Source organism: Luteimonas sp. MC1750, assembly GCF_016615955.1.
In the GTDB taxonomy this organism is placed as follows: Bacteria; Pseudomonadota; Gammaproteobacteria; order Xanthomonadales; family Xanthomonadaceae; genus Luteimonas.
In genome coordinates this window covers 524,273-550,940 of record NZ_CP067113.1, presented here as the reverse complement: position 1 = coordinate 550,940, position 26,668 = coordinate 524,273, and the positions used below count along the sequence as shown (strand labels likewise).

Genomic DNA, 26,668 nt, shown 5'->3' with positions numbered 1-26,668 from the left:
GGGGCAGGCCGCGGGGCGCTCAGCGGACCAGCTTCGACGATGCGTCCAGGTAACGGCGGCCCTGTGCGCGCACGGTGTCGACCTCGTAGCGCTCGGAGGCGACGTGCACGGCCTCCAGCGATTCGGCCATCGCCTTGACCTCGGAATCGATGCGGCCCAGCGCGTTCTCGAGCGTGTAGGTCAGCTCGTGGATCTCCGCGGTGTCCTCGGGACCGAGCTCGTCCTTCGCCAGGATCGCGTCCAGCCGCGCGTTGTAGGCCGACAGCCGAGACAGCGCCTCCTCGAGCGACGCCGCCTGCTCGCCCTCGAAATGATCGGGGCGCGCGTCGGCGAGCGCGAAATCGGAGACGCCGAACGCCAGCATCAGGCCGGCGAAGAGCAGTGGAAGGGTCTTCATGGGCGGATCCTCGTGCAGGGGATCGCCGATGGTAGTGAATCCACGCGCCAGGCGCATGCGCCCGTGGGACGTGGCGGCGCATGCGGCGGAAGTGGAGCGGGCGATGGGAATCGAACCCACGCTAGCAGCTTGGGAAGCTGCAGTTCTACCATTGAACTACGCCCGCGCGTGGCGACCAGTCTAGGACCTGGCCGCCGGATTTGGCAACGGCGCGCGGCCCAAGCCGCGCACCGGCCGCGTCGCTCAGAAGCCGGCGCCGACGCTGGCGAACACCATCGCGTGCTTGCCGGCCTTCTGGCCGCTGTTGACGCTGGCACCGATGTCGGCGTCCAGGCCGAACAGGCGCGTGCGCGCGCCGAAGGTCAGCGTGGCCCAGGACTGGTCGTACTCGACGCCGGGCACCGCATAGGCCAGGGATCCCTGGATCGACTGCGAGCGCGCGAAGGCCTGGGCGGCCTCGTCCTCGAACTCGCGGTCCACGGTCAGCCGCGCATAGGGCGCCAGCGTATCGTGGATGGCGTAGGAGAGCTGCCAGCCGGCGCTGCCGACCGTCGAGTCGAACTCCTGGTCGAGGTAGGCCAGCGAAGTCGACAGGCCCGGATCGCTCTCGGCGAATCCGTCGACCTCCACGCGCTGCGCGACCACGCCGAGCACCGGGCCGTGGCGCAGCGGACCGTCGCCGAAGTCCCAGCCACCCTGCACCGCCAGCGCCAGGCTGCTGCCGTCGGTCGAACCGGCGTGGGTGCGCAGCACCGGGCCCAGCGGCACCTGGCGCTCGATGTCGAAGTCGATGCGGGTGTAGCCCAGCTGGGCGTTGACCCAGCCGCCGGACCCCCCGGTCCAGCCGATGTAGCCGCCGATCGAGGCCTCGGACTGGTCCCAGTTGCCGCGGCGCGCGCCCCAGTCGTTGCCCTGCGCGCCGTAGCCGATGAAGCCGCCATAGGCCAGGCCCTCGCCGCCCCAGTCCATGCCGACCAGGAGCGCCGGACCGGTGCCGTCGTAATGGTCGCCGTGCGCGTAGCGCTGGAAGTCGCCGCGAAGGTCGGCCCACCAGCGCGAGCCCTCGACGTCGCCGCGGTTGCCGATCTGAGCGCCCACGCGCTGGGCGCGGTTGCGGCCCGTGGCGGCCGCCGAATGCGGCAGCACCGCCATCTGCCGCGGCCCCTCGATCGCGGCGATCGCCAGGTCGGCCACGGCGACGTGCGCACCGCTGGCGGGATGCACGCCGTCGGCGAACAGATAGGTCTGCGCCGCGTCCGGGCTGACCAGGCTGGTCGGGTTGCAGGTCAGCGACTGCGCGGTGATCTGCGGCATGCAGGCGGTGCCGGTGACGTTGGTGATACCGAACTGCCCGGGATCGGCCGCCACTTCGCGCAGGAAGGCGAAGGTGTCGACCGGGATCACGCTCAGCCGGTTGCCGGCGAGCGTGGTGAACAGCGCCTGGTTGTAGGCGGTGGCCAGCGCGGTGCCCTGCCCCGCCGCCGCCGGACCCTGCGCGCGGAAGGAGGGCGTCAGGCCGAGGTCGGGGATGTTCGGCACCAGCACGTAGCGCGCACCTGCCGCCTGCAGGCTGCCGATGATGCCGACCTGCGCGGCCACGGCCCCGCCGATGATGGCCTGGGCATTGGCCGGGCTGGCGGTGGCCGCGAACAGGTCATTGGCGCCGCCCCAGACGGTGTAGAGCGCATCCGCATCGGCGCGGCCGCCGTTGGCGGCAAGGTAGCGCGTCGCCTGGGTGGCCAGCGAAGGCGTGAAGCCGAGCGCGCCGGTGACGTCCACGCCGTTGCGGGACCCGCCCGCGGCGTAGTTGTCACCGTCCTGCCCGTTGCCGTTGGGCCGCGCGTCCGTGCCGTAGTGGTCGGCCAGCCACTGCGCCCAGACCAGGCCCGGATTGGTGGTGAACTGGCCGGTGACCGCGCGCACGTTGGCCGGCAGCAGCGGCCGGAAGTAGCCCGCGTCGGTGAGGCTGTCGCCGAAGAAGACCGTGTCCGAGAACGGCTGGTCATGGGCGGCGGCGGGCAGGACCGCCAGCGCCAGGGCGACGGCGAGCGCGGTGCGGGCGGTGCGGGACTTCGACATGCTGGCTCCTTGGCAATGGACCGTCGCGGCGCAGGGGCCGGACAGCGACCGCGCATCGTTCCACGCCGGGGCCGGCGCGCTCAATGTGCACTGCGGCATGCGCGCACCGGCAGGCATGCATTCGCCGCGCGGGCGGGCGACAATGCCGGGCATGGAGATCATCCTCAACGGCGAGCCGCAGGCCCTGACCGGCCCCTGCACCGTTCTCGCCCTGCTGGAATCCAATGGCCTGGCCGGGCGCAAGGTGGCGGTGGAGGTGAACGGCGCCATCGTGCCGCGCAGCCGCCACGCCGAACACGCGCTGAAGGCCGGCGACCGGATCGAGATCGTGCACGCGCTCGGGGGCGGCTGACGGGCGGCGCTTGCGCGATAATGGCGCAATGACCAGCCAACACACCCTCGGCGACGACGCCCTCGTCATCGCCGGCAAGCGCTACCGGTCCCGCCTGCTCACCGGCACGGGCAAGTTCACCGGCCTCGAGCAGACCCGCGAGGCCACCGAGGCCGCGGGCGCGGAGATCGTGACCGTCGCGATCCGACGCACGAACATCGGCCAGGACCCGGGCGAGCCCAACCTGCTCGACGTCCTGCCGCCGGACCGCTACACCATCCTGCCCAATACCGCCGGCTGCTACACGGCAGAAGAAGCGGTGCGCACCTGCCGCCTCGCGCGCGAGCTGCTGGATGGCCACAACCTCACCAAGCTCGAGGTCCTGGGCGACCAGCGCACCCTGTTCCCGGACGTGGTGCAGACGCTCAAGGCCGCCGAGCAGCTGGTGGCCGACGGCTTCGAGGTCATGGTCTACACCTCGGACGACCCGATCCTGGCCAAGCGCCTGGAAGAGATCGGCTGCGTGGCGGTGATGCCGCTGGCCGCGCCGATCGGCTCGGGCCTCGGCATCCAGAACCGCTGGAACCTGCTCGAGATCGTCGAGAACGCCAAGGTGCCGATCATCGTCGACGCCGGCGTGGGCACCGCCTCGGACGCGGCGATCGCGATGGAGCTCGGCTGCGACGGCGTGCTCATGAACACCGCCATCGCCGGCGCGCGCGACCCGGTGCTGATGGCTCATGCGATGAAGCTCGCGGTCGAGGCCGGCCGCGCCGCCTTCCGCGCCGGCCGCATCCCGCGCAAGCGCTACGCCAGCGCCTCGTCGCCGGTCGTCGGCCTCGTCGGCTGATGCAGCCGGCCGCCCCACCTGTAGGAGCGGCTATAGCCGCGATCGCTTCACCTGTAGGAGCGGCTATAGCCGCGATCGCTTCACCTGTAGGAGCGGCTATAGCCGCGATCGCCGTTCGCCGGCCACGCGATGCAGATCGCGGCTATAGCCGCTCCTACAGTCTCTGCCGGGCGACATGACCGACCCCTTCTCCAGCCCCGGCTCCAAGACGCCGCCCAAGCCGTTCACCGTCGAGGACGGCAACCGCCGGGTGCGCAGCTTCGTGCTGCGCCAGGGCCGCTTCACCCCGGCGCAGCAGCGCGCGTTCGACGCGCAGTGGCCGCGGTTCGGGCTGGACTATGCGGGCCGTCCGCGCGACTTCGACGCGAGCTTCGGCCGCAGCGCGCCGCGGATCCTCGAGATCGGCTTCGGCAACGGCGAGGCCCTGCGCCACTCCGCCGCGCATGATCCGGATCGCGACCACATCGGCATCGAAGTGCATGCCCCCGGCGTTGGGCGCCTGCTCAACGCGCTGGCCGCCGACGGCAGCGGGCACGTGCGCCTGTACCACCATGACGCGGTCGAGGTGCTGCAGAACGAAGTCGCCGACGCCAGCCTCGATGAGGTCCGCATCTACTTCCCCGATCCCTGGCACAAGAAGCGCCACAACAAGCGCCGGCTGGTGAATCCCGACTTCGCCGCGCTGGTGGTGCGCAAGCTCGCGCCGGGCGGCCGCTTGCACCTCGCCACCGATTGGCAGGACTATGCGGAGCAGATGTGGGACGTGCTCGACGCCACGGCGGGGCTGCAGAACCGCGCGGGACCCCGCGGCCACGTGCCGCGGCCCGACTGGCGTCCACAGACGCACTTCGAGAGCCGTGGCCAGCGCCTCGGCCATGGGGTGTGGGACCTGCTCTACGACAGGACCGGGGACTAGACGCCACACATGGAGACGCTGGCCCTCACCACCGACATGAAGCTCGTGCTCGGGCTGGTCGCGCTGGTGATGGTGCTGTTCCTGTTCGAGCGCGTGCGCGCCGACCTGGTGGCGCTGGTGGTGCTGGTGGTGCTGGGCCTGACCGGGCTGGTCGCCGCGGAGGACATCTTCAGCGGCTTCTCGTCCAACGCGGTGATCAGCATCATCGCGACGATGATCCTGGGCACCGGCCTGGACCGCACCGGCGCGTTGAACCGCCTGGCCGCCTGGCTGCTGCGGCGCTCCAAGGGCATGGAGAAACGGCTGCTGCTCTATACCTCGGCGGTCGCCGGCATCAACTCCTCGTTCATGCAGAACCCGGCGGTGATGGCCCTGTACCTGCCGGTCGCCTCGCGCCTGGCCTCGCGCACGGGCCTCAGGCTGTCGCGCTTCCTGCTGCCGATCTGCGCCGCGATCATCATGGGCGGCTCGCTGACCATGGTCGGCAACTCGCCGCTGATCCTGCTCAACGACCTGCTGGTGGCGGCCAACGCCAACCTGCCGTCCGGCGTGGCCACGCTCGAGCCGCTGCCGATGTTCGCGCCGCTGCCGATCGGCCTGACGCTGCTGGTGATCGCGCTGGCCTACTTCCACTTCTTCGGCGACCGGCTGCTCGGCGGCGCCGGCGAGAGCGACGGCAGCGTGACCCCGGCGCGCACCCAGAGCTACTTCGCCCGCGCCTACGGCATCGATGGCGACGTGTTCGAGCTCACCGTCAGCGCCGACAGCCCGCTGGTGGGCATGGCCCTGGGCGAGGCCGAAACCCTGCACGGGGCGCCGCTGCTGCTGGCGCTGAAGACCGGCAACGACTCGCGCCTGGCGCCGCCCGGCGACGCGCGCATCTGGGTCGGCAGCGTGATCGGCGCGATGGGCCCGCGGCAGCAGGTGGTCGACTTCGCGCAAAACAACATGCTGCGGATGTCGACCCGCCTGCGCGAGTTCGGCGACCTGTTCAATCCCAGCCGCGCGGGCATCTCCGAGGCCGTGGTGCCGCCCACCTCGAAGTTCATCGGCAAGAGCGCGGCGGAACTCGCCATGCGCAAGAACTACGGCATCAGCCTGCTGGCGGTGAACCGCGACAAGGAGGTGCTGCGCGACGACGTGCGCAGCCTGCCGCTGCGCGCCGGCGACATGCTGGTGCTGCACAGCATCTGGCAGGATCTGGCGCAGACCGCGGCCAACCGCGATTTCGTGGTGGTCACCGACTTCCCCAAGGGCGAGCAGCGGCCGCACAAGTTCAAGGTGGCGATGGCGATCTTCGCGGTCACGATCCTGGTGGCGCTGGCATCCGACCTGCCGACCTCGATCGCGCTGATGACCGGCGTGGCCGGCATGCTGGTCTGCGGCGTGCTGAAGATGGACGAGGCCTACGCGGCGATCAGCTGGAAGACGGTGTTCCTGATGGCCTGCCTGATCCCGCTGGGCTGGGCGATGGACACCAGCGGCGCGGCGGCCTGGATCGCCGGCCATACCATCGAGGAGCTGCCCGACGGCCTGCCGGTGTGGGTGATCCAGTTCACCGTGGCGGCGCTGACCTCGGCCTTCTCGCTGGTGATCAGCCACGTCGGCGCGACCATCGTGATGGTGCCGCTGGCGATCAACCTGGCCCTGGCGGCGGGCGGCGACCCGACCGCGTTCGCGCTGATCGTGGCGCTGTCGGCCTCCAACAACCTGGTGACCGCGTCCAATCCGGTGGTCTCGATGGTCACCGGTCCCGCCGACTACTCGGCGCGCGACCTGTGGCGCGTGGGCACGGCGCTTTCGATCGCCTACCTGGTGGTGGTCGTGGGCATGGTCAACCTGATGTTCTGAGCGGGGGCTGCTCAGGCGAGCCAGACGGCCCCGTCGCGCACCACCACGGCCACCGCGCGCAGCGATTCGCCGCGGCAGGGTCCGGCCGTGCAGACGCCCCCGACGGTCTCGAAACTGGCGCCGTGCACCGCGCACACCAGCAGGCCGTCCTTCGAAAGGATGAACTTGCCCGGCGCCCAGTCCAGACGTCGACCGGCGTGCGGGCAGACGTTGAGCCAGGCCCGCACGCCGCCATCGGGATCCCGGTGCAGGATCAGCGCCTCCACGCTCCCATCGACCGGTGCCTCGGCCGCGGCGAAGCCACCGGCCGCCAGGTCATCGAGCGCCAGCAGGGGTCCGTCAGGCACGCCGGTTAACGCTTCACTTACATCTTCCGGCGCCATCGGCCCGATACTCGCTCATCACCATCGCTTCACATTCTGGCACTACCGCATGATCAACCGCACCTTCCGCAGCGCCCACGCCCGCTTCGATGCCAGCCAGTTCGGCGCCATGTTCGCGCCGCGCAAGCCCAGGCATCCCTTGGCGCGCATCGCCGTGGGCCTGCTCGGGCTCGCCCTGCTGGCGGCGCTGCTGGTGGTGGGCGTGGTGGTCGGCACCGCGATGCTGGCCCTTGGCCTCGCGCGCCGGCTGCTGACCCGCCGCCCGTCGGCGCCCGCGCGCGGCGGCGCCATCGTCGACGCCGAGTACCGCGTGGTCGACCGCCCGGCGCACACCCTGCCCTACTGAGCGCATCGCGCTTCCCGGAGACATCCATGACCGACGTGATTCCCGCGCCGGCGCCGGTCCGCGTGCCGGTGCGCGGCGGCGGCGCCTTTCCCGTTCGCCGCGTGTACTGCGTGGGCCGCAACTTCGCCGACCACGCCCGCGAGATGGGCGCGCAGGCGCCGGCCTCGAAGGCCGAGCGCGGCGATCCCGTGTTCTTCGCCAAGCCGGCCGACGCCATCGTGACCAGCGGCGAGGTGCACTACCCGCCGGCCACCGCCGACCTGCACCACGAGGTCGAGCTGGTGGTCGCGCTGGGCCGCGATGCGCCCGAGGGACTGCTCGATCCGGCCGCGGCCGGGGCACTGGTGTTCGGCTACGGCGTGGGCCTCGACCTGACCCGCCGTGACCTGCAGGCGGCGGCCAAGAAGGCCGGCCTGCCCTGGGACACCGGCAAGGGCTTCGACGAATCCGCGCCGATGAGCGAACTGGTGCCGGCCGCGGACATCGGCGAGCTCGCGCCGCGGCGGCTGTCGCTTGCGGTCAACGGCGTCGAGCGCCAGGGCGCACCGCTGTCGGATTTCATCTGGGACGTGCCGGACATCCTGCACGAGCTCTCGAAGCTTTATCGGCTGCGCGCCGGCGACCTGGTGTTCATGGGCACGCCGGCCGGCGTCGCCGCCCTGCAGCCCGGCGACCGGTGCGAAGCGCGCCTGGACGATGCCATCGTGCTGCGCTGCCACGTCGCGCCGCCGCGCGCAGGCTAGTTTTCCGCCACCGTCCAACAGGAGAGACCGCGATGGGAATGATCAGTGAGTTCAGGGAATTCGCGATGCGCGGCAACGTCATCGACCTCGCCGTGGGCGTGGTGATCGGCGCGGCCTTCGGCAAGATCGTGACGGCGCTGGTCGACAACGTGATCATGCCGCCGATCGGCCTGCTCATCGGCGGCGTCGATTTCTCCGACCTGGCGATCACGTTGAAGGCCGCCAGCGTGGATGCCGCCGGTGAAGCCGTGCCCGCGGTGCAGATCGGCTACGGCGCGTTCCTCAACGCGCTGATCCAGTTCATCATCGTGGCGTTCGCGATCTTCATGGTGGTCAAGGCGATCAACCGCCTCAACCGCAAGCCGGAAGTCGCGCAGGCACCGGCGGAAATCCCGGAAGACGTGCAGCTGCTGCGCGAGATCCGCGACGCGCTGCGCCGCTGAGGGTCCGCGCGCGCAGGCGGGACCTTCCGCACATCGGCACGGGGCCCTGCTTGCTAAGCTCGCGGCCCCGTTGCCTTCCACCGCAGAGCACCATGCGCCTGGTCCCGATCCTGCTCGCGACGGCGATCGCCGCCGCACTCCCGTCCACCGCCATCGCGCATGGCGCACGCAGCAGCGCCGATGGCGTTGCTGCAGGCCGCACGCCGGCGACCTCCGCGCCGTCTCCGCTCCGCGTGGCTGAAACCCGCATCTCCGATGCCTCGATGGCGGTCGCAGCGCAGCTGCGCGAGACCGCGCTGGCCAGCAGCCTGGCCTGGGACATCACCGAATCGCTCACCACCGAGGTGGGCCCGCGTCTGGCCGGCAGCGAGGCCGACGCCCGCGCCGTCGCCTGGGCGCAGGCGAAGTTCGCCGAGCTGGGCTTCGACCGCGTGTGGACCGAGCCGGTCACCTTCCCGAAGTGGGTCCGCCGCAGCGAGCGCGCCGAGGTGCTGGGTGCGAGCGCCCAGCCGCTGGTGATCACGGCACTGGGCGGCAGCCCGGCGGGCACGGTCGAGGCCGAGGTGGTGCGCTTCGCCGACCTGGCCGCGCTGGAAGCCGCGCCCGCCGGTTCGCTGGCCGGCAGGATCGCCTTCGTCGACTACCGCATGGAACGCGCGCGCGACGGCAGCGGCTACGGCCCGGGCTCGCGCGTGCGCAGCCGCGGCCCGTCGGCCGCGATCCGCGCCGGTGCCAGCGGCTTCCTCATGCGTTCGGCCGGCACCGACTCGCATCGCAACCCGCATACCGGCATCACCCGCTTCGACGAAGGCCTGGAGCCGGTGCCGTCGGCGGCGCTGTCGGTGCCGGACGCCGACCAGCTCGCGCGCCTGCTCGCGCGCGGTCCGGTGCGCCTGCGCCTGGCGCTCGACTGCGGCTGGGACGGCGAATACACCTCGCAGAACGTCATCGGCGAGATGACCGGTGCCAGCCGCCCGGACGAGGTCGTGCTGATCGGCGGCCATCTCGATTCCTGGGATCTGGGTACCGGCGCGGTCGACGATGCCGCCGGCATCGGCATCACCCTGTCGGCCGCGGTGCACGTCGCCGCGCTGTCGCGGCGCCCTGCGCGCAGCATCCGCGTCGTCGCCTTCGCCAACGAGGAGCAGGGCCTGCACGGCGGCAACGCCTATGCCGCCGCGCACGGCGGCGAGGTGGCCCGCCACCAGCTGGTGGCCGAGAGCGACTTCGGTGCCGGACGCATCTACGGCTTCAATACCGGAGCCCCGGCACATGCCAGGGCCGCCGCCGCGCGGATCGCCGAGGCCCTCGCGCCGCTGGGCATCGCGCCGCTGGACCAGGGCGGTCCGGGACCGGATGTGATCGCGATCTCTCGCGCGGGTGCCACGTGGGCCTGGCTCGGCCAGGATGGCAGCGACTATTTCGACCTGCACCACACGCCCGACGACACGCTGGACAAGATCGACCCGGCGGCGCTGGCGCAGAACGCGGCGGCCTACGCGGTGTTCGCCTACCTCGCCGCCGACGCCGAAGGCGACTTCGGCAGTGCGCCGGCGTCCGCGGCGGCCCCGGACTGAGGGCGGCCGCAGCGGCCCACCCGCCTCACGGCCGCGGTACGCAGGCGACGACGGCTGGCGCCCCGCTGCCCTGGCCGCGCATCCAGCCGATCCAGTCCCGTCCGCCGGCACGCTGGCGCATCGCCAGCCCCGATACCAGGCCGTCGCCGTCCACCAGCAGCAGTCGCGGGCACGGCGCGTCCATCACCAGGCGCAACTGCCGGCCGTCTTCGCCAAGCCGGTTGGCCACCACGTCCATCTCCGGCGCGTCGGGCACCGGAAGGCGCGGCGCGTCCGCCGGCAGCGGCCGACCCAGCCAGCGCGTCTCGGGCCATGCGAAGACGGCCACGCCGGCCTCGCGCACGACCGGCAAGGCAGCGGCGAGCTCGTCGAAGACGGTTTCCCCCAGCGCGAGCTCCGGCCCGACCACGCCCACCGCCGCGGCCATCGCGGACTGCTCGGCGACCGCTTGCGCCCGGGCTCCGAGCAGTCCCATCCAGGCCTGGCTCGGCAGCAGCAGCACCGCCACGAGCACCATGGCGGCCAGCGCCCGCGTCCCGTTGCGCACGCCTGCCGCCGTGGCCAGCAGCAGGCCGGCCCAGAACAGGCTCGACCACACCACGTAGCGCGGCGCCAGCAGCTGCCCCGGATGGGCCTGGAAGTAGTCCAGCCTGACCAGCACGATCATCGCGCCGACCGCGAGGGCGAAGCAGGCCGTCCCGATGCCGGCATATGTCGCGGCGCTGCGCCGGCGCCAGGCGTGGCCCGCCAGCAGGCCGAACCAGGCCAGTCCCAGCAGCCCCGCGAGCACCTGCGGCCATGGGCCCGCCAGCGCCGGGCCGAAGGCGGAGCGGTAGCCTTCCGCGATCGCCTGCGCAGGCACCCGCGCCGCGGCCACGGGCAGCTGCGCGGCGACGTCGGGATCCAGCAGCGGCCAGGCCGCGTAGAGCAGCGGACCCGCCAGCCAGGCCAGCAGCATGGGCAGCTGCTGCAGCGGCGCCACCCGGGCGCCACCGCCGGTACCGCCGCCGAGGTGCAGCAACAGCAGCGAGACGAGAAGTCCCGCGAACAGCACCGCCCACTGCCGACGGCTGCCCCGCCGCAGGCCCAGCACCGCGGCGAAGCCGACGTAGCAGGCGATGCCACTGCCGAAGGAGAAGGTCGCGGCGAGCCCGCACAGCGCCGCCGCAGCCGCTCCGCCGGCCGGGCCGCGGCCACGCAGCAGCGCGTACAGGCCGAGCGCGAGGAACAGGGTGACGAGGTAGGCGTGCACCGATTCGTTGCCGTGTCCGAGCGCACGCACGTTGCCCAGCCAGAACAGGCCAAGCACGATCGCCAGCAGGCCCGCCAGGCGCGCCTGCGCGGAAGCCAGGTCGCGGACCAGGCGCGAGTACACCAGCAGCGTCGCCAGCACCAGCACGATGCCGGCCAGCACCTGCAGCACCTGGCCCGCATCGAACAGCCGCAGGTCGAGCACGCGCACGATGTTCGGCAGCACTTCGTGGTGGCCGTTGTCGGACGCCAGGATGTCGCGGGGGAAGGACTGGCCCAGGAAGCGCGCCAGGTGGCGCCAGCCATCCGCATACGGCACCCGCGGTGCCAGCAGCCACATCCCCAGCAGGCCGGCGGCCGCGTACAGCAGCACGAGGGCGCGTCCCGCGAGCACCAGGACGCCGGTGCCGGCGCGTCCCCCGCCCGCCACCTGCCGGTTCAACGCGCCCGGTACCACTGGGCGAGCAGCACCGCGGTGGCCGCGGCGACGTTGAGGCTTTCCACCGCGCCGGTGCCCGGGATCGACAGCCGCAGGTCGCAGGCCTCGGCGAGCGCGGCCGACATGCCCTCGCCCTCGTGGCCCAGCACGTAGACCAGGCGCTGCGGAAGCGCGGCGGCGAAGGCGTCGTCACCGCCCCGCACCAGCGTGGCGGCGAGCGCGAAGCCCGCTCCGCGCAGCTGGGCGATGGCATTGTCCTCGCGGCCCAGCCGCACCAGCGGCACGGCTTCCGCGCCGCCCTCGGCCACGCGCGCGGCGGCGCCCGACAGCTGCAGCGGCGAATGCTTGGGCAGCAGCACCGTCGCGCCGAAGTTCGCCGCCGAACGCAGGATCGCGCCCAGGTTGTGCGGGTTGCCGACGCCGTCGAGCCACAGGGCGCAGGCGGGTCCCTCGCCAAGCCCGCCCAGCCAGGTGGTCAGCGCCTGCGGCGCCTCGCGCAGGACGTCGGCGACCACGCCCTCGTGGTGACTGCTGGCGGCGAGCTTGCGCAGGTCGTCCTCGTCCACCACGCGGTAGCCGACGCGGTTGGCCACGCACCACTTCAACAGCGGCTGCAGGCGCGGGATCAGCGCCTCGGCCAGGTAGAGCTTGCGGATCGCCTCGGGGCGGCGCGCGAACACGGCCTGCACGGCATTGAAGCCGTGCAGGCGGATCTCGTCGCTGGAACCGGCCTTCGCCATCTACTTCTTCCGCATCCAGAAGGTGGCGTTGCGGATGCCCAGCGCTTCCGGATCGAACACCGGATCCTTGCCGGCCTTCCTCTGCGTCTCGTAGTCGCGCAGTGCGGCCAGGGCCGGCTTCTGCAGCATGAACAGCGCGATGATGTTGAGCCAGGCCATCAGGCCGACGCCGATGTCGCCCAGCGCCCAGGCCGTCTTCGCGTTGTGGTAGGCGCCGAAGATCACCATGCCGACGATCGCCAGGCGCAGCAGCAGGGTCGCCAGTGGCAGCGTGCGGTGGCCGGTGAGGTAGGTCAGGTTGGTCTCGGCCATGTAGTAATAGGCCATGATCGTGGTGAACGCGAAGAAGAACAGCGCCAGCGCCACGAAGCCCGAACCCCAGCCCGGCAGCGCGGTGTCGATGCCCGCCTGGACGAAGCCGGCGCCGGCCTCGATGCCGGGCAGCGCCTCCTGCAGCATCGCGCCATCCGGCCCGTGCACGTTGTACATGCCGGTGGCCAGCATCAGGAACGCGGTCGAGGTGCAGATCAGCATCGTGTCGAAGTAGATCGCCCAGGCCTGCACGTAGCCCTGCTTGGCCGGGTGCGAGACCTCCGCCGCGGCGGCCGCGTGCGGACCCGTTCCCTGCCCGGCCTCGTTGGCGTAGACGCCGCGGCGCACGCCCCACTCCACCGCCAGGCCCAGCATCGCGCCGAAGCCGGCGTCGAGCCCGAAGGCGCTGCTGAAGATGATGCGGAACATCTCCGGCAGGAACTCGTAGTTCATCACCATCACGAAGACGGCGGTGAGGATGTAGCCGACGGCCATGAACGGCACCACCAGCTCGGCGAAGGCCGCGATCCGCTTCACGCCGCCGAAGATGATCATGCTGAGCAGGATCGCCACCACCACGCCCACGCCCAGCTTCAGCGCGTCGCGCTGCGGCAGTCCCATCCACTCACCGTCGAGGTTGCCGCAGATCGCGCCGCCCTGGCAGGCATTGGCGATGCCGTCGGCGATCGCGTTGGCCTGGACGCCGGGCATCAGCAGGCCCGCGGCCAGCAGCGTGGCGAGCGCGAAGGCCAGCGCATACCACTTCATGCCCAGGCCTTTCTCGATGTAGTACGCGGGGCCGCCGCGGTAGCGCCCCTCGTTGTCCTTGTCCTTGTAGATCTGCGCCAGGCAGCACTCGATGTACGAGGTCGAGGCGCCGAGGAAGCCCATCACCCACATCCAGAAGATCGCGCCGGGGCCGCCGAAGGCGATCGCGGTGGCCACGCCGGCGATGTTGCCGATACCGATGCGTCCGGCCATCGACATCGACAGCGCCTGGAAGGAGGACACGCCGGCATCGGACTTCTGTCCGCTGAAGGTCAGCCGGGTCATCTCGACGAAGCCGCGGACCTGCATGAAGCGGGTCCGGAAGGAGAACCACAGGCCGGCGCCGAGGCAGAGCGCGATCAGCGCCTTGCTCCAGATGATGCCGTTGATGAAGTCGAGGATCTGTTCCAAGGGACGCTGCTCCGGTGATGGGTCGCTGTGCACCGGCACCAGGACCTCCCCGACCGGAACCTGCCCGATTCTCCACGATCGGGCCCTTGACGCGAAAGGGCCGCGCGATGTGCGCGGCCCGGGTGTCAGGCGTGGCCGCCGACGCTGGGCACTTCGCGCTCCTGCCGCTCGAGCTCCTGCGCCACCGCCTGCGGCGAGCGCGTGAACGGCGCGAACAGGGTGTAGAACGCCGGCACCACGAACAGCGACAGCAGGGTCGAGAACGCCACGCCGGCGATGATCACCACGCCGATGGTGGCGCGGCTGGCCGACCCCGGCCCACCGGCCAGCACCAGCGGCAGCGCGCCAGCGGCGGTCGCGATCGAGGTCATCAGGATCGGCCGCAGGCGCACCGTCGAGGACTCGACGATCGCCTTCGCCACGCTGCGCCCTTCGTCGCGCAGCTGGTTGGCGAACTCGACGATCAGGATGCCGTTTTTGGCCGCCAGGCCGATCAGCATCACCACGCCGATCTGGCTGAAGAGGTTGAGCGTGCCGCCGGTGAGCGCCAGGCCGATCAGCGCGCCCAGCACCGCCAGCGGCACCGTCAGCATGATCACGAACGGATGCACGAAGCTCTCGAACTGCGCGGCCATCACCAGGTAGACCACCAGCAGCGCCATGCCGAAGGTCAGCAGCACCGCGCCGCCGGCCTTGGTGAACTCGCGGCTCTCGCCGCGCCAGCCGACCTGCGCGTAGTCGGGAAGCTCGGTGCGCACGACCTCGTCGAGGAAGGCCAGCGCGTCGCCCATCGGATAGCCGGGCGCGAGGCCGGCGCTGATGGTGATCGCGCGCATGCGGTCGAAGCGGTTGAGGCTGCCCGCCTCGGCCAGCTCGGACAACGTGACCAGGTTCGACAGCGGCACCAGCTCGCCGCTGCGCGAGCGCACCTCGATCGCGGCCAGGTCGGCCGGCTCGGCGCGGCCGTCGCGGCCGGCCTGGACCAGAACGTCGTACTCCTCGCCTTCCTGGACGAAGGTGGTGACGCGCCGCCCGCCCATCATCGTCTCCAGCGCGCGGCCGATGTCGGTGACGCTGACGCCGAGGTCGGCCGCGCGCACGCGGTCGATGTTCACGCGCATCTGCGGCCGGGTCTCCTTGTAGTCGGAGTCGACCGAGAAGAAGCCGGGATGCGATTCCATGCGCTGCATGACGACGTCGCGCCACTGCGCGATCTCGGCGTACTCGGGCCCGCCCAGCACCATCTGGATCGGCTGGCCGCGGCTGCCGACCAGGCCGCCGCCCACGCGGGGCTGCGCCTGGATGCCGCTGAGCGTGCCGAGCTCCGAACGCAGCGAGTCGGCCACTTCGGCGGTACTCTGCTCGCGCTTGTCCCAGTCCTGGAGGAAGACGATCACGTTGCCGGTGTGCATCTCCTCGCTCGCGCCCCAGCCGCCGGGGGCGCGGGAGTTGTAGCGGCGGATCGGGCTGCCGTCCTCGGCCACGCGCTTGGCGAAGACCTTCTCGACCTCCTTCACCTGCTCCACGGTGTAGTCGAAGCCGGCGCCCTCGGGCCCCATGATCGAGACGAAGAACGAGCCGCGGTCCTCGGCCGGCGCGAGCTCCGAGGGCACGATGCGCATGAGCCCCCATGCGGCGAGGAAGCAGGCCAGCATCACCAGCATCACGCCGCCCAGCACCTTCGCCGGGCGCGCGCCGGACATCGATTCCAGGCGCCGGCCATAGGCCGCGGTCACCGAGGCCAGGCGCGCGTTGAACCAGCGGTTGACCGGGTTGGACCTCTCCTCGCTGTGCGGCCGCACCATCTTCGAGGCCATCATCGGCGTGAGCGTCAACGCCACGAACGCCGACAGCGCCACCGCGCCGGCCAGCGCCACCGAGAGCTCGCGGAACAGGCGTCCGGTGTTGCCCTCCATGAAGCCCACCGGCAGGAATACCGCGACCAGCACGGTCGTGGTCGCGATCACCGCGAAGGCCACCTGCTTCGTGCCACGCACCGATGCCACCAGGCGTGGCTCGCCGAGGTCGACGCGGCGCTGGATGTTCTCCAGCACGACGATCGCGTCGTCCACCACCAGGCCGATGGCCAGCACCAGCGCCAGCAGGGTCAGCAGGTTGATCGAATAGCCGAACAGCAGCAGCGGGATGAACGCCGCCAGCAGGCAGACCGGGACCGTCACCGCCGGGATCAGCGCCGCGCGGAAGCTGCCGAGGAACAGCCAGATCACCACCAGCACCAGCGCCACGGCCTCGATCAGCGTCCAGTAGACGCGCTTGATCGAGGCCTCGATGAAGACGGTATCGTCGAAGGCCACGAAGATGTCGGTGCCCTCGGGCAGCGTCTTCTGGATCTCCTCGGCCGCCCCGCGCGCCGCGCGGGTCACGTCGAGCGCGTTGGCGGTGGAGGTCTTGACGATGCCCAGGCCGATGTTGGGCTGGCCGTTGCTCTGGTAATACGCGCGGCGTTCGGCCGAGGCCAGCTCGACCTCGGCCACGTCACCCAGGCGCACCACGTAGCCATCCTCGCCCTTGCGCAGGGGCATCGCGGCGAAGTCCTGCGGCTCGACGTAGCTACGCTCCACGCGCAGGGTGAAGTCGCGGGTGCCCGACTCCAGGCGCCCGGCAGGCAGTTCGACGTTCTCGGCGCGCAGCGAGGATTCGATGTCGTTGGCAGTAATGCCGCGCGCGGCCATCGCCGCGCTGTCCAGCCACACCCGCATGGCGTAGCGCTGCCGGCCGCCGATGCGCACCTGGGCGACGCCGTCCAGGCTGGACAGGCGGTCGACGATGTAGCGGTCGGCGTAGTCGGACAGCTGCAGCGTGTCCATCGTCTGCGAGCTCATGTTGAGCCAGATGATGGTGTCCGAATCGCTGTCGGCCTTCTCGACTTCCGGCGGATCGGCCTCGTCGGGCAGGCGGTCGGCCACGCCGCTGATCGCGTCGCGCACGTCGTTGGCCGCGGCTTCGATGTCGCGATTGAGGGTGAATTCCAGCGTGACCGACGAGCGCCCGTTGCGGCTGCGCGACTGGATGGTCTCGATGCCCTCGATGCCGGACAGCGCATCCTCGAGCACCTGGGTGATGCGGGTTTCGACCACGGCCGCCGAGGCGCCGGGATAGCTCACGTCCACCGAGACGATCGGTGGATCGATCGCTGGCAGCTCGCGCAGGGTCAGGCGCGAGAAGGCCATCACCCCGATCACCATCAGCAGCAGGCTCATGACCGTCGCGAAGACGGGACGCTTGATCGACAGGTCAGAGAGCACCATGGCTCAGCCCCCGGTGGCGTCGACGGCCGGTTCACCGGCCGGTTCACCGGTGTCGCCCTCGGCGCCCGCGGCGGCCTCGACGATGCTGGCGCCCGGGCGCAGCTTGCCCGTGCCGTCCACCACGATGCGGTCGCCCGGCGCAAGGCCCTCGGTGACCTCCGCCAGGCCCGACACCCGCGAACCGATGGCCACCGTCACCTGCTCGACGGTGTCGTCGGGCCGCACGCGGTAGACAAAGGAGTCGCGGCCGACCTGGACCACGGAAATCTCGGGGATCATCAGCGCCTCGCGCTCGGCGCGCTCCAGCTCGATCTCCACCAGCATGCCCGGGCGCAGCAGGCGCTCGGGGTTGGCGAAGTCCGCGCGCACGCTGAATGCACGGCTGTCCGGATCGACGCGCGAGCCGACGTTGCTGACCACGCCCTCGAAGCCGCGCCCGCGCCAGGCCGTGCTGGTGCCGGTGATGCGCTGGCCCACCGCGACGTTGGCCAGCTGCGCCTCCGGCACCGGGAAGTCGACGTAGACCGAAGACAGGTCGTCGAGGGTGGCGATGGCGGTGCCGGGCGTGATCAGCGCGCCGGGGCTGACCTGGCGCACGCCGAGCACGCCGCCGAACGGCGCGCGGATGGTGCGGTCGGCGAGGTTGGCCTGGATCTGGCGCACCTGGGCGAGGGCGCTGTCGCGCGTGGCGCGCTGGGTGTCGAGCGTGGCGCGCGCGATCAGCTGCTGCGCGGCGAGCTCCTGCTGGCGCTTCAGCATCCGGTCGGCCTCGTCCGCAGTGGCGCGCGCGGCGGCCAGCGCCGCCTGCTGCTGCTGGCCGCTGAGGGTGACCAGCGGGGCACCGGCCGCGACCACGTCGCCGCTGTCGAAATGCACCCGCTCCACGACCTCGCTGACCTTGGCCGTGACCTCGACCGACTCGCGCGCCTGCACCGTGCCCAGGGCGCGGATGCGGTCGTTGAACGGCCGCACCGCGACCGTCGTGGTGGTCACCACCGCCGCCGAGGGTCCACCCTGGCCGGGACCCTCGTCCCCGGCCGAGCAGGCCACCAGGGCCAGGGCGAGCAGGATGGCGCTGGCCACCTTGTAGGCGGGCCGGAGGGCAGGAACGGCGTGGGGCATCGTGGATTTCAACGGCTGGGCAAGTAAGCCGGTGATTCTATCGACCGCCTGTGTCGGCAACGTGTGCCATCAGGCCCGGTCGCGGGATGCGCCGTCCCGGTCAACCGGTGGCGCCCGCGTGCGTTACGGCGCACTCTGGCCCCGTCCCCCCCCTGTTCCAGGACGAGCCCATGATCCACGAGAGCATCCTCGACACCATCGGTCGCACCCCGGTGGTGCGCCTGAACCGCATGGCCCCCGAAGGCGTCTCGCTGTACGCCAAGGTCGAGGCCTTCAATCCCGGCGGCTCGGTCAAGGACCGGCTGGCGCTCGCGGTCATCCTCGACGCCGAACAGCGCGGCCTGCTCAAGCCCGGCGACACCGTGGTCGAGGCGACCTCGGGCAATACCGGCGTGGCCCTGGCGATGGTCTGCGCGGCGCGCGGCTACCGCTTCGTGGCGACCATGGCCGACAGCTTCTCGATCGAGCGCCGCAAGCTGATGCGCGCCTATGGCGCACGGGTGATCCTGACCCCGGCGGCCGAGCGCGGCAGCGGCATGGTACGGCGCGCGAAGGAGCTGGCCGACCGGCACGGCTGGTTCCTCGCCAGCCAGTTCGCCAACCCGGCCAATCCCGCCTGGCACCGCAGCACCACGGCCGCCGAGATCCTGCAGGACTTCGCCGGCCGCCGGCTGGACCATTTCGTCACCGGCTGGGGCACCGGCGGCACGCTGACCGGCGTGGGCGAGATGCTGAAACTGGCGCGGCCGGAGGTCGAGGTGGTGGCCGCCGAGCCGGCGGTGGCCGCCCTGCTCCAGGGCGCGGAGTTCACGCCGCACAAGATCCAGGGCTGGACCCCGGACTTCGTGCCGGACGTGCTCAACCGCGAGGTCGCCGACCGCGTGCTGTCGGTGGCCGACGACGTGGCCATCGCCACCGCGCGCCGGCTGGCGGCCGAGGAAGGCATCTTCACCGGCATCTCGGCCGGCGCCACGGTGGCCGCGGCGCTGGAGGTGGCGAAGGACGCCGGCGACGGCGCGGTGATCCTGGCGATGCTGCCCGACACCGGCGAACGCTACTTCTCCACGCCCCTGTTCGAAGGCGTAGCCGAGGGCAGCGACGAAGACTGGCTGGCCGGGTTGCCCTGAGCGCCGTAGCCCCTCTTTTTCCTGTAGGAGCAGCTACAGCTGCGATCCCGGCCAGCCGGGACATCCGGCAATCGCAGCTATAGCTGCTCCTACAGGTAACAGGGTCGGGGGCTCGGGGGAGATCCCCACGAAAAAAGGGCGGCCCACGGCCGCCCTTTTTCATCGCCGGAGTGCTGCGATCAGCCGCGGGACCACTGCCCCAGCGCGGCCAGGCCGTTGGCCTTGGCGCGCTCGAACACCGTCGCCTGCGCCTTGTCGTAGTTGTTGACCAGGTCCTGCGACCACAGCTTCAGCGCCGCCGACTGCATCGCGCGACCGTAGGAGAACGACAGCGGCCACGGGTTCGGGCCCATGCGGTTCATGGCATCCAGATGCGCGGTGGCGTCGTCGTCGGACTGGCCGCCGGACAGGAACACGATGCCCGGCAGGATCGCCGGCACCGACGACTTCAGGCACATCAGGGTGGCTTCGGCCACTTCCTCGACCGGGGCCAGCTCGCCGCTGTCCTTGCCCGGCAGCACCATCGAGGCCTTGAGGATGGTGCCCTCGAGGGCGACGTTCTGGTTGTACAGCGCGTCGAACAGCGCGCGCAGCGACACCTCGGTGACCTCGTAGCAGGTCTCGATGTCGTGGTTGCCGTCCATCAGGACTTCCGGCTCCACCATCGGCACCAGGCCCTGCTCCTGGCACAGCGCGGCATAGCGCGCCAGCGCGTGGGCATTGGCCTCGATGCAGGTGCCCGACGGGACGTCGTCGCCGATGTTGATCACTGCGCGCCACTTGGCGAAGCGGGCGCCCAGCTTGTAGTACTCCTCCAGGCGCGCGCGCAGGCCGTCGAGGCCTTCGGTCACCACTTCGCCCGGGAAGCCGGCGAGCGCATGCGTGCCCTTGTCGACCTTGATGCCCGGGATCATGCCGTTGTCGGACATGTACTGGGCGAAGGGCACGCCGTCCTTCGTCTTCTGGCGGATAGTCTCGTCGAACAGGATCGCGCCGCTGATGTACTCGTTGAGGTTCGGCGTCGACAGGAGCAGCTCGCGGTAGGCGCGGCGGTTCTCCTCGGTGTTCTCGATGCCGACCCCGGCGAAGCGCTTGGCGATCGTGCCCGTGGATTCGTCGATGGCGATGATGCCCTTGCCCGGGGCGACCATGGCGAGGGCGGTTTCGGCAAGCTGTTCGATGCTCATTATTCTGGGACTCCGGGCTGGCAGCGTGGCCGCCCAGTATAGCCGTTCGCCCCGCGCCGGGCCGCCGCTACAGGGTCCCGAGCCCCTGGGCGGCGCCGTCCTCGCCCACCTGGAGCAGGCGCAGGGTATTGGTCGCGCCGTGGGTCTCCATGGTCTCGCCGCTGGTGAACACCACGCGGTCGCCGGCCGACAGCAGCCCCCCCGCCACGAGCAGGCCCACCGCGTCGCGCGCCGCCTCGCGGGGACTCTGGCCGCGGCTGTCGTGGGCCACCGGGAACACGTCGCGCATCAGGCTCATCCGCCGGCGCGCGCCGGCATGGCGCGAGAACGCGTAGATCGGCGCGCTGGAGCGGAACCGCGACAGGAAGCGCGTGGTGCCCCCGGACTCGGTCATGGCCACGATCGCGGCCACGCCGATGTGCTCGCTGAGGAACATCGCCGCCATCGCGATCGCCTGGTCGGCGCGCTCCAGGCCGCGCTGGGCCTGCTCGAAATCGGTGTCGTGCTCAAACTGGCGCTCGGCACCGACGCAGATCCGGCTCATCGCCTCCACCGCCGCCACCGGGTAGGCGCCGGCGGCCGTTTCGGCGGACAGCATCACCGCGTCGGTGCCGTCGATCACCGCATTGGCCACGTCCAGGACCTCGGCGCGCGTCGGCATCGGGCTCTCGACCATCGACTGCAGCATCTGGGTGGCGGTGATCACCACGCGGTTGCGCGCCAGGGTCTCGCGGATGATCTTCTTCTGCAGCCCCGGCAGCTCGGCGTCGCCGATCTCCACGCCCAGGTCGCCGCGCGCGACCATCACCACGTCGCTGGCGTCGATGATCTCGCCGAGGTTGGCGATCGCCTCGGTGCGCTCGATCTTCGACACCAGCGCGGCGTCGCTGCCGTGGGCGCGGGCCACCCGCCGTGCTTCCTGCATGTCCTCGGCGCTGCGGCAGAACGACACCGCGATGAAGTCGACGCCGATGTCGGCGGCCACCTTGACCAGTTCGCGGTCGTGGTCGGTGATCGCGCCGAGCGACAGGCCGCCGCCCTGCTTGTTGAGGCCCTTGCGGTCGGACAGCACGCCGTCGTTGAGCACGGTGGTGGCGATGGTCGCGCCCTCCACCGCCTGAACCCGCAGCTGCACCATGCCGTCGTCGAGCAGCAGCACGTCGCCGGGCGCCACGTCGGCGGGCAGTCCCAGGTAGCTCACGCCCACGCCGCGCGCGTCGCCCGGGGGCGCGTCGATGCGCGCGTGCAGGTCGAAGCGCGCGCCGGCACGCAGCTGCACGCGCCCGCCTTCGAACCGCTCGATGCGGATCTTGGGCCCCGGCAGGTCGGCGAGGATGCCGACCTCGACCCCGGCGCGCGCCGCGGCCTCGCGCACCTCGCGCGCGCGGCGGACATGGTCGTCCGGCACGCCGTGCGAGAGGTTGAGCCGCACCGCGTTGACCCCCGCGCGCACCAGCGCGTCGAGCACGCCGGGTGCGTCCGTCGCCGGCCCGAGGGTGGCGAGGATGCGGGTACCGCGGCGGTATTCGGACATCGGGTGGCCTCGCACTCGGCAGCTGGGAAGACCCCAATGCTAGCCGAGCCCGGAGGACCGCGGCGCGCGCCGCGGCCCGCTTCGCGCGCTCAGCCGGCGCGCTGTTCCAGCGCCGCGACCGCGGGCAGCTCCTTGCCTTCGAGGAATTCGAGGAAGGCGCCGCCGCCGGTGGAGATGTAGGACACGCCGTCGGCGATGCCGTACTTGTCGACCGCCGCCAGGGTGTCGCCACCGCCGGCGATCGAGAACGCCTTCGACGCCGCGATCGCGCGCGCCAGGGTTTCGGTGCCCTTGCCGAAGGCGTCGAACTCGAACACGCCCACCGGCCCGTTCCAGACCACGGTGCCGGCGCTGGCGATCATCGCGGCGTAGCGCTGCGCGGTCTCGGGGCCGATGTCGAGCACGAGATCATCCTGGCCGATGGCATCGACCGGCTTGACCGTCGCCTCGGCGTCGGCGGCGAAGGCGGTCGCGACCACCACGTCGGTGGGCACCGGGATGTCGGCACCGCGGGCGCGGGCGTCGGCGATGATCTGCTTCGCGGTATCGACGAGGTCGGCCTCGTACAGCGACTTGCCGACGCCGTGTCCGGCGGCGGCGATGAAGGTGTTGGCGATGCCGCCGCCGACGATGAGCTGGTCGACCTTGCCGACCAGCGACGACAGCAGCTCCAGCTTGGTCGAAACCTTGGAGCCGGCCACGATCGCCAGCATCGGGCGCGCGGGCTCCTCGAGCGCCTTGCCCAGCGCGTCGAGCTCGGCCATCAGCAGGGGGCCACCCGCCGCCTGGGCCGCCTGCCGGATCACGCCGTGGGTCGACGCCTGGGCACGGTGCGCGGTGCCGAAGGCGTCCATGACGAAGACATCGCACAGCGCCGCATAGCGCTTGGACAGCGCGTCGTCGTCGGCCTTCTCTCCGACGTTCATGCGGCAGTTCTCCAGCAGCACCAGCTGGCCCGGGGCCACGTCGACGCCGTCGAGGTAGTCACGCACCAGCGGGACCTCGCGGCCGAGCAGCTCCGACAGCCGCGCCGCTACCGGCGCCAGCGAGTCGGCTTCGCTCCAGGCGCCCTCTTTCGGACGTCCCAGGTGCGACATGACCATCACCGCGGCGCCAGCGTCCAGCAGCGCCGTCAGCGTCGGCAGCGAGGCCTGGATGCGCTGGTCGGACGTGACGCGGCCCTCGGCCACGGGCACGTTGAGGTCCTGGCGGACCAGGACGCGCTTGCCGGCGAGGTCGAGGTCGGTCATGCGGAGGATGGTCATGGGAAGAGGCCGCCGGGTGTCAGGGGGCGCCATTGTCAGCGCGGGCGGCGCGCGTTTCAAACCTTGGCCTGATGTCCGCCGGTATTTCTTTCGGCTTCGGGAGGGAGGCGTGTCACTGCGAGGGGGGTATGGACCGCCGCCTCAGCCATCCATGGCTGAAGCGGCTACCGCGCACGTCCTTGTGCGCTGTCCATACCCCCCTCGCAGTGCCCCGCTTCGCCAGATTGGAAATTCCGACTTCGGTAAGCGCGATGCCCGACTGCCACGCGAGTGCATGACGAAGCGGCCGCAGCGCCGCATCGCTTTGGCGCGTGGCCTGCTGACGGGAAGTCAAGGAGGAGATGCCGGCCCGGGGGCCGGCATCGGGGGACATGAGCGGCAGCAGGCCATGCGTCAAAGCGCCGCGACCCAAGAAAGAAAAGCCCCGCATGGCGGGGCCTTCCAGAGGAGCGCCGGTGTGCGCCCTTATTCGCGATATCCGGAATCGTCCTTGTTGTGGATGATCCAGATGAGGTTGCCGCCGCTGTCCCAGCCCTTGCCGGCGAAGACCAGGCGGCCCTGGCCGTTGTAGGCCATCTCGTAGCGGTGGCGGTCGGAGCCGAAGTAGAACGGGATGAAGGCCTTGCCGGTGATGTAGACGCCCTGGTCGGTGGGGTCGCCGATGATGTCGGTGACCTGCTTCATCGGCATGCCGATCTGCAGCTGGGTGAACTTGCTGCCGGGCGCCGGCTTGCCGGTGATCTCGCCCTCCCAGTCGTTGAGGCCCTTCACCGTTTCCCCGTAACCCGCCTCGACCGCGGCGGAATCGGTCACTTCGCCTTCGGCGTTCATCCAGGCCGGCGCGTCCTTGGCCCCTGCCCCGCGGCGCGCGTCGGCGTTGCCGGCCACGAACAGGCTGGCGCCGACGATCACCGCCGCGGCGGCGACCACTCGCATGGTGCTGTGCATTGCTTGCTTCTCCCTGTGGTTTCGCCCCAGCGCCCGCGGCATCGCCACGGATTTCCCCTGCCGCGGGCCCTGGGGCCGCCGCCCCGCGACGAGCCCGGATTCTCCAACGCGGTGGACGGGCGGCGCAACCCGCCGCGCGGTCAGCCGCTGCGGCGGCGGAACAGCAGCCAGGAGACGGTGATCATCAGCAGCGGCGGCATCGCGTAGGCGAGGCGGTAGTCGAAGCCGTAGACCGCGGCGAGCTTGGCGACCTGGTTCTGCAGCATCCAGAAGCCGAGCGCGAACACGACGCCGATGAAGAGCCGCCGGCCCAGGCCGCCGCTGCGCAGTGAACCGAATGCGAACGGGATCGCCGCCAGGCACAGCGCCAGCACGTTGACCGGGTAGAACCAGCGCGCCCAGTAGTGCTCCTCGTACTCGCTGGCGTCGAGCGCGTTGCGCTTGCGGTAGTCGATGCCCTGGGCCAGGTCGCTCGCCGACATGTAGCGCGGGCGGAAGGCGCCCCCGGCGCTGGCGGCCAGCGCCTGCGCGTCGAGCCGGGACTCCCAGCGCTCCTCGTCCACCCGCACTTCGGTCACGGCGCGCTCCTCGAAGCTCACGCGGCGCACGTCGCGCAGCAACCAGCCGCTGCTGCGGTGCTCGGCCAGGCCGACCTGGGCGATCGACTCGAGGCGCCCGTCGGCATCGAACTCGAACATGCGCACGTCGTTGAGCTCCAGCCAGGCCTCGCCCGCCTCGCTGCGCTCGCGGCCGTCGCGGGCGTTGAGGAAGGTGTTGCCCTCGCGCGCCCACAGCCCCGAGTACTGGGCCACGATGACGTCGTTCGAACGCGCGGCTGCGCGCATCGCGTCGGCCGCGCGCTGCGCCCCGGGGCCCAGGGTCTCGCCGCTGAGCATCATCAGCGCGGTCAGCAGCGCCAGCGGCACCGCGACCGAGATGCTCAGCCGGCGCCGCGAGACGCCGAGCGCGCGCAGCGCGGTCAGCTCGGAGGTCGCGGCCAGCTGCCCCAGGCCCATCAGCGAACCGATCACCGCCGCGGTGGGGAACATGGTGTAGGCGCGCCGCGGGAGCGTGTAGGCGACATAGGTCAGGCCGCTGACGAAGCCGTAGTTGCCCTGGCCCATGTTCTTGACCTCGTCGGCCGCCGCCAGCACGGCGTCCAGGCCGACCAGCACGGTCCAGACCAGCAGCACGGTGGACACCACCACCCGCGCGACGTGCAGGTCGTGGATCCTCGGGAACGGCATCATCGTGCCTTCTCCGCGCCACGGCGCAGGCGCGGCGCGCCCACCTGGCCGTCGCGGAAGTACATCCAGGCGGAGAACGCCAGCAGGGGCAGCACCAGCCACCACAGGCCCAGCGGCAGCGGCAGCTTGCCGTCCTCCAGCCAGCGCGTGCCCAGCGACATGAAGTTCATCGCCACCACGTAGGCCAGGAAGCCCAGCGCGATGCGCCCGTAGCGCGCCTGGCGCGGCGGGCTGCGCGCCAGCGGCACCGCGAGGAGCGCGAAGGCCAGCGCCAGCAGCGGCGGCGCGATGCGCGCGTGCAGCTGGGCGCGGGCTTCGGCGCGCGGATCCGAAAGCAGGGCCAGGGTGGACGCGTACTCCGGATTGTCCCCCGCGGCGCGGGTCTCGGCGTCCGGCAGGCGGAGTTCATTGCGCTGGTAGCGCATCATCCGGTAGTCGAGGCCTTCGGCCAGCGGACCCTCGACGCGGAAGCCCTCGCCCAGGTCGAGGTAGCGCTCCGCGCCGTCCACGCTGAGGAATCCGGTGCGGGCGGTGGTCACGTCCATGCGCTCCTCGTCCTGGCGGTAGACGAACACCCGGCCCAGGGCCGAGCCCTCGCCCGACATCGCGCCAACGTAGACCACGCCGCTGCCGCCGGGCAGCTCGACGAAGCGCCCGGCCTCGAGGCCGGCGAGCAGCAGGTTGCGGTTGCCCTCGGCCACCATCCGCTGGGAGTAGTCGTTGGCCCAGGGGCCCAGCCACAGCGAGCAGGCGGCGATGAAGGCCACCACCGGCACCACCAGCATCATCAGCGGCCGCAGCAGCCGCGCGGGGCCCACCCCGGTGGCGACCAGCACCGGCATCTCGGAATCGCGGTACAGCCGGCCCACCGCCAGCAGCAGCCCGAGCATCAGGCCCAGCGGCAGGATCAGCGGCAGGTAGTTCAGCACCATCAGGCCGAGCTGCGAGAGCATCAGGCCCGCCGGGACCCGTCCGCGGGCGATATCGCCGAGAACGTCGGCGAACACGCCGCCAAGGCTCACGATCATCAGCACCACGAGGGCCGCGAAGGTGGACTGGGCGAATTCGCGGAACAGGTAGCGGTCGAGCTTCGGCATCCGGGGGCGGCCTTGCATTAGAATCGGGGGTTCGT

At 71.4% G+C, this 26,668-nt stretch carries 22 protein-coding genes, 1 tRNA gene and 1 pseudogene; 9 read left to right on the top strand and 15 right to left on the bottom strand.

Features of this window, described 5'->3' with window-relative positions; all coding sequences use genetic code 11:
- Positions 1 to 19: 19 nt before the first annotated feature.
- The 3 genes from JGR68_RS02590 to JGR68_RS02580 form a co-directional block, all read right to left on the bottom strand.
- Complete coding sequence (locus JGR68_RS02590; RefSeq protein ID WP_199360267.1) at positions 20 to 397, bottom strand: DUF6746 family protein; 378 nt, start codon at positions 395 to 397, stop codon at positions 20 to 22.
- A 92-nt stretch (positions 398 to 489) separates the two neighbouring features.
- Positions 490 to 563: transfer RNA gene (locus tag JGR68_RS02585), tRNA-Gly, on the bottom strand.
- 77 nt (positions 564 to 640) lie between these two features.
- Positions 641 to 2,476: an autotransporter domain-containing protein gene (locus tag JGR68_RS02580; protein ID WP_199360266.1), complete on the bottom strand. Its 1,836-nt coding sequence runs from the start codon at positions 2,474 to 2,476 to the stop codon at positions 641 to 643.
- Positions 2,477 to 2,627: 151 nt separating this feature from the next.
- Here JGR68_RS02580 and thiS point away from each other — a divergent pair, with 151 nt between their 5' ends.
- From thiS to JGR68_RS02560, 4 genes are all read left to right on the top strand, one after another.
- Positions 2,628 to 2,828: a sulfur carrier protein ThiS gene (thiS, locus tag JGR68_RS02575; protein ID WP_199360878.1), complete on the top strand. Its 201-nt coding sequence runs from the start codon at positions 2,628 to 2,630 to the stop codon at positions 2,826 to 2,828.
- 28 nt (positions 2,829 to 2,856) lie between these two features.
- Positions 2,857 to 3,657, top strand: a complete 801-nt coding sequence (locus tag JGR68_RS02570; protein WP_199360265.1) for a thiazole synthase — start codon at positions 2,857 to 2,859, stop codon at positions 3,655 to 3,657.
- A gap of 175 nt (positions 3,658 to 3,832) precedes the next feature.
- Complete coding sequence (gene trmB, locus JGR68_RS02565) at positions 3,833 to 4,573, top strand: tRNA (guanosine(46)-N7)-methyltransferase TrmB (RefSeq protein ID WP_199360264.1); 741 nt, start codon at positions 3,833 to 3,835, stop codon at positions 4,571 to 4,573.
- A 9-nt stretch (positions 4,574 to 4,582) separates the two neighbouring features.
- Positions 4,583 to 6,424, top strand: coding sequence for an SLC13 family permease (locus JGR68_RS02560; RefSeq protein WP_199360263.1), 1,842 nt, complete (start codon positions 4,583 to 4,585; stop codon positions 6,422 to 6,424).
- A gap of 11 nt (positions 6,425 to 6,435) precedes the next feature.
- Here the strand turns inward: JGR68_RS02560 and JGR68_RS02555 are convergent, their stop codons facing one another.
- Complete coding sequence (locus JGR68_RS02555; RefSeq protein ID WP_234446564.1) at positions 6,436 to 6,771, bottom strand: Rieske 2Fe-2S domain-containing protein; 336 nt, start codon at positions 6,769 to 6,771, stop codon at positions 6,436 to 6,438.
- Between the two features lie 85 nt (positions 6,772 to 6,856).
- Here JGR68_RS02555 and JGR68_RS02550 point away from each other — a divergent pair, with 85 nt between their 5' ends.
- The 4 genes from JGR68_RS02550 to JGR68_RS02535 all read left to right on the top strand — a co-directional run bounded on the left by JGR68_RS02550 (position 6,857) and on the right by JGR68_RS02535 (position 9,916).
- Entirely contained in the window at positions 6,857 to 7,153 is a 297-nt protein-coding gene (locus JGR68_RS02550) for a hypothetical protein (RefSeq protein WP_199360261.1), read from the top strand.
- A gap of 26 nt (positions 7,154 to 7,179) precedes the next feature.
- On the top strand, positions 7,180 to 7,896 hold the full coding sequence (locus JGR68_RS02545; protein ID WP_199360260.1) for a fumarylacetoacetate hydrolase family protein: 717 nt from the start codon (positions 7,180 to 7,182) through the stop codon (positions 7,894 to 7,896).
- 32 nt (positions 7,897 to 7,928) lie between these two features.
- Positions 7,929 to 8,339, top strand: coding sequence for a large-conductance mechanosensitive channel protein MscL (gene mscL / locus JGR68_RS02540; RefSeq protein WP_199360259.1), 411 nt, complete (start codon positions 7,929 to 7,931; stop codon positions 8,337 to 8,339).
- A gap of 92 nt (positions 8,340 to 8,431) precedes the next feature.
- Positions 8,432 to 9,916, top strand: coding sequence for a M28 family peptidase (locus tag JGR68_RS02535; RefSeq protein ID WP_199360258.1), 1,485 nt, complete (start codon positions 8,432 to 8,434; stop codon positions 9,914 to 9,916).
- Between the two features lie 25 nt (positions 9,917 to 9,941).
- Here JGR68_RS02535 and JGR68_RS02530 read toward each other — a convergent pair whose 3' ends face one another.
- From JGR68_RS02530 to JGR68_RS02510, 5 genes and pseudogenes are all read right to left on the bottom strand, one after another.
- Positions 9,942 to 11,609 carry a hypothetical protein gene (locus tag JGR68_RS02530; protein ID WP_199360257.1) on the bottom strand — a complete coding sequence of 556 codons (1,668 nt, stop codon included), beginning with the start codon at positions 11,607 to 11,609 and terminating at the stop codon, positions 9,942 to 9,944.
- Positions 11,606 to 12,343 (bottom strand): annotated as a pseudogene (locus JGR68_RS02525) (TrmH family RNA methyltransferase); the annotation flags it as partial. The gene JGR68_RS02530 and the pseudogene JGR68_RS02525, both read right to left, overlap by 4 nt.
- Before the next feature lie 3 nt (positions 12,344 to 12,346).
- A complete protein-coding gene (locus JGR68_RS02520) occupies positions 12,347 to 13,837 on the bottom strand; it encodes an alanine/glycine:cation symporter family protein (protein WP_199360255.1) in 1,491 nt (496 codons plus the stop codon).
- A gap of 125 nt (positions 13,838 to 13,962) precedes the next feature.
- On the bottom strand, positions 13,963 to 17,106 hold the full coding sequence (locus JGR68_RS02515; RefSeq protein ID WP_199360254.1) for an efflux RND transporter permease subunit: 3,144 nt from the start codon (positions 17,104 to 17,106) through the stop codon (positions 13,963 to 13,965).
- 3 nt (positions 17,107 to 17,109) lie between these two features.
- On the bottom strand, positions 17,110 to 18,228 hold the full coding sequence (locus tag JGR68_RS02510) for an efflux RND transporter periplasmic adaptor subunit (protein WP_199360253.1): 1,119 nt from the start codon (positions 18,226 to 18,228) through the stop codon (positions 17,110 to 17,112).
- 170 nt (positions 18,229 to 18,398) lie between these two features.
- Here JGR68_RS02510 and cysK point away from each other — a divergent pair, with 170 nt between their 5' ends.
- Positions 18,399 to 19,355 carry a cysteine synthase A gene (cysK, locus tag JGR68_RS02505; RefSeq protein WP_199360252.1) on the top strand — a complete coding sequence of 319 codons (957 nt, stop codon included), beginning with the start codon at positions 18,399 to 18,401 and terminating at the stop codon, positions 19,353 to 19,355.
- 179 nt (positions 19,356 to 19,534) lie between these two features.
- Here the strand turns inward: cysK and JGR68_RS02500 are convergent, their stop codons facing one another.
- From JGR68_RS02500 to lptF, 6 genes are all read right to left on the bottom strand, one after another.
- Positions 19,535 to 20,542 carry a class I fructose-bisphosphate aldolase gene (locus tag JGR68_RS02500; protein WP_199360251.1) on the bottom strand — a complete coding sequence of 336 codons (1,008 nt, stop codon included), beginning with the start codon at positions 20,540 to 20,542 and terminating at the stop codon, positions 19,535 to 19,537.
- Positions 20,543 to 20,609: 67 nt separating this feature from the next.
- Positions 20,610 to 22,076 carry a pyruvate kinase gene (gene pyk, locus JGR68_RS02495; RefSeq protein WP_199360250.1) on the bottom strand — a complete coding sequence of 489 codons (1,467 nt, stop codon included), beginning with the start codon at positions 22,074 to 22,076 and terminating at the stop codon, positions 20,610 to 20,612.
- Between the two features lie 89 nt (positions 22,077 to 22,165).
- Positions 22,166 to 23,341, bottom strand: coding sequence for a phosphoglycerate kinase (locus JGR68_RS02490; protein ID WP_199360249.1), 1,176 nt, complete (start codon positions 23,339 to 23,341; stop codon positions 22,166 to 22,168).
- A gap of 465 nt (positions 23,342 to 23,806) precedes the next feature.
- Complete coding sequence (locus JGR68_RS02485; protein ID WP_234446618.1) at positions 23,807 to 24,277, bottom strand: hypothetical protein; 471 nt, start codon at positions 24,275 to 24,277, stop codon at positions 23,807 to 23,809.
- Positions 24,278 to 24,429: 152 nt separating this feature from the next.
- Positions 24,430 to 25,539, bottom strand: coding sequence for an LPS export ABC transporter permease LptG (lptG, locus tag JGR68_RS02480; RefSeq protein WP_199360248.1), 1,110 nt, complete (start codon positions 25,537 to 25,539; stop codon positions 24,430 to 24,432).
- The gene (lptF, locus tag JGR68_RS02475; protein ID WP_199360247.1) at positions 25,536 to 26,633 is read right to left on the bottom strand and encodes an LPS export ABC transporter permease LptF; all 1,098 of its coding nucleotides are present in this window, start codon (positions 26,631 to 26,633) and stop codon (positions 25,536 to 25,538) included. The genes lptG and lptF overlap by 4 nt, the downstream gene beginning before the upstream one ends.
- Between the last annotated feature and the right edge of the window lie 35 nt (positions 26,634 to 26,668).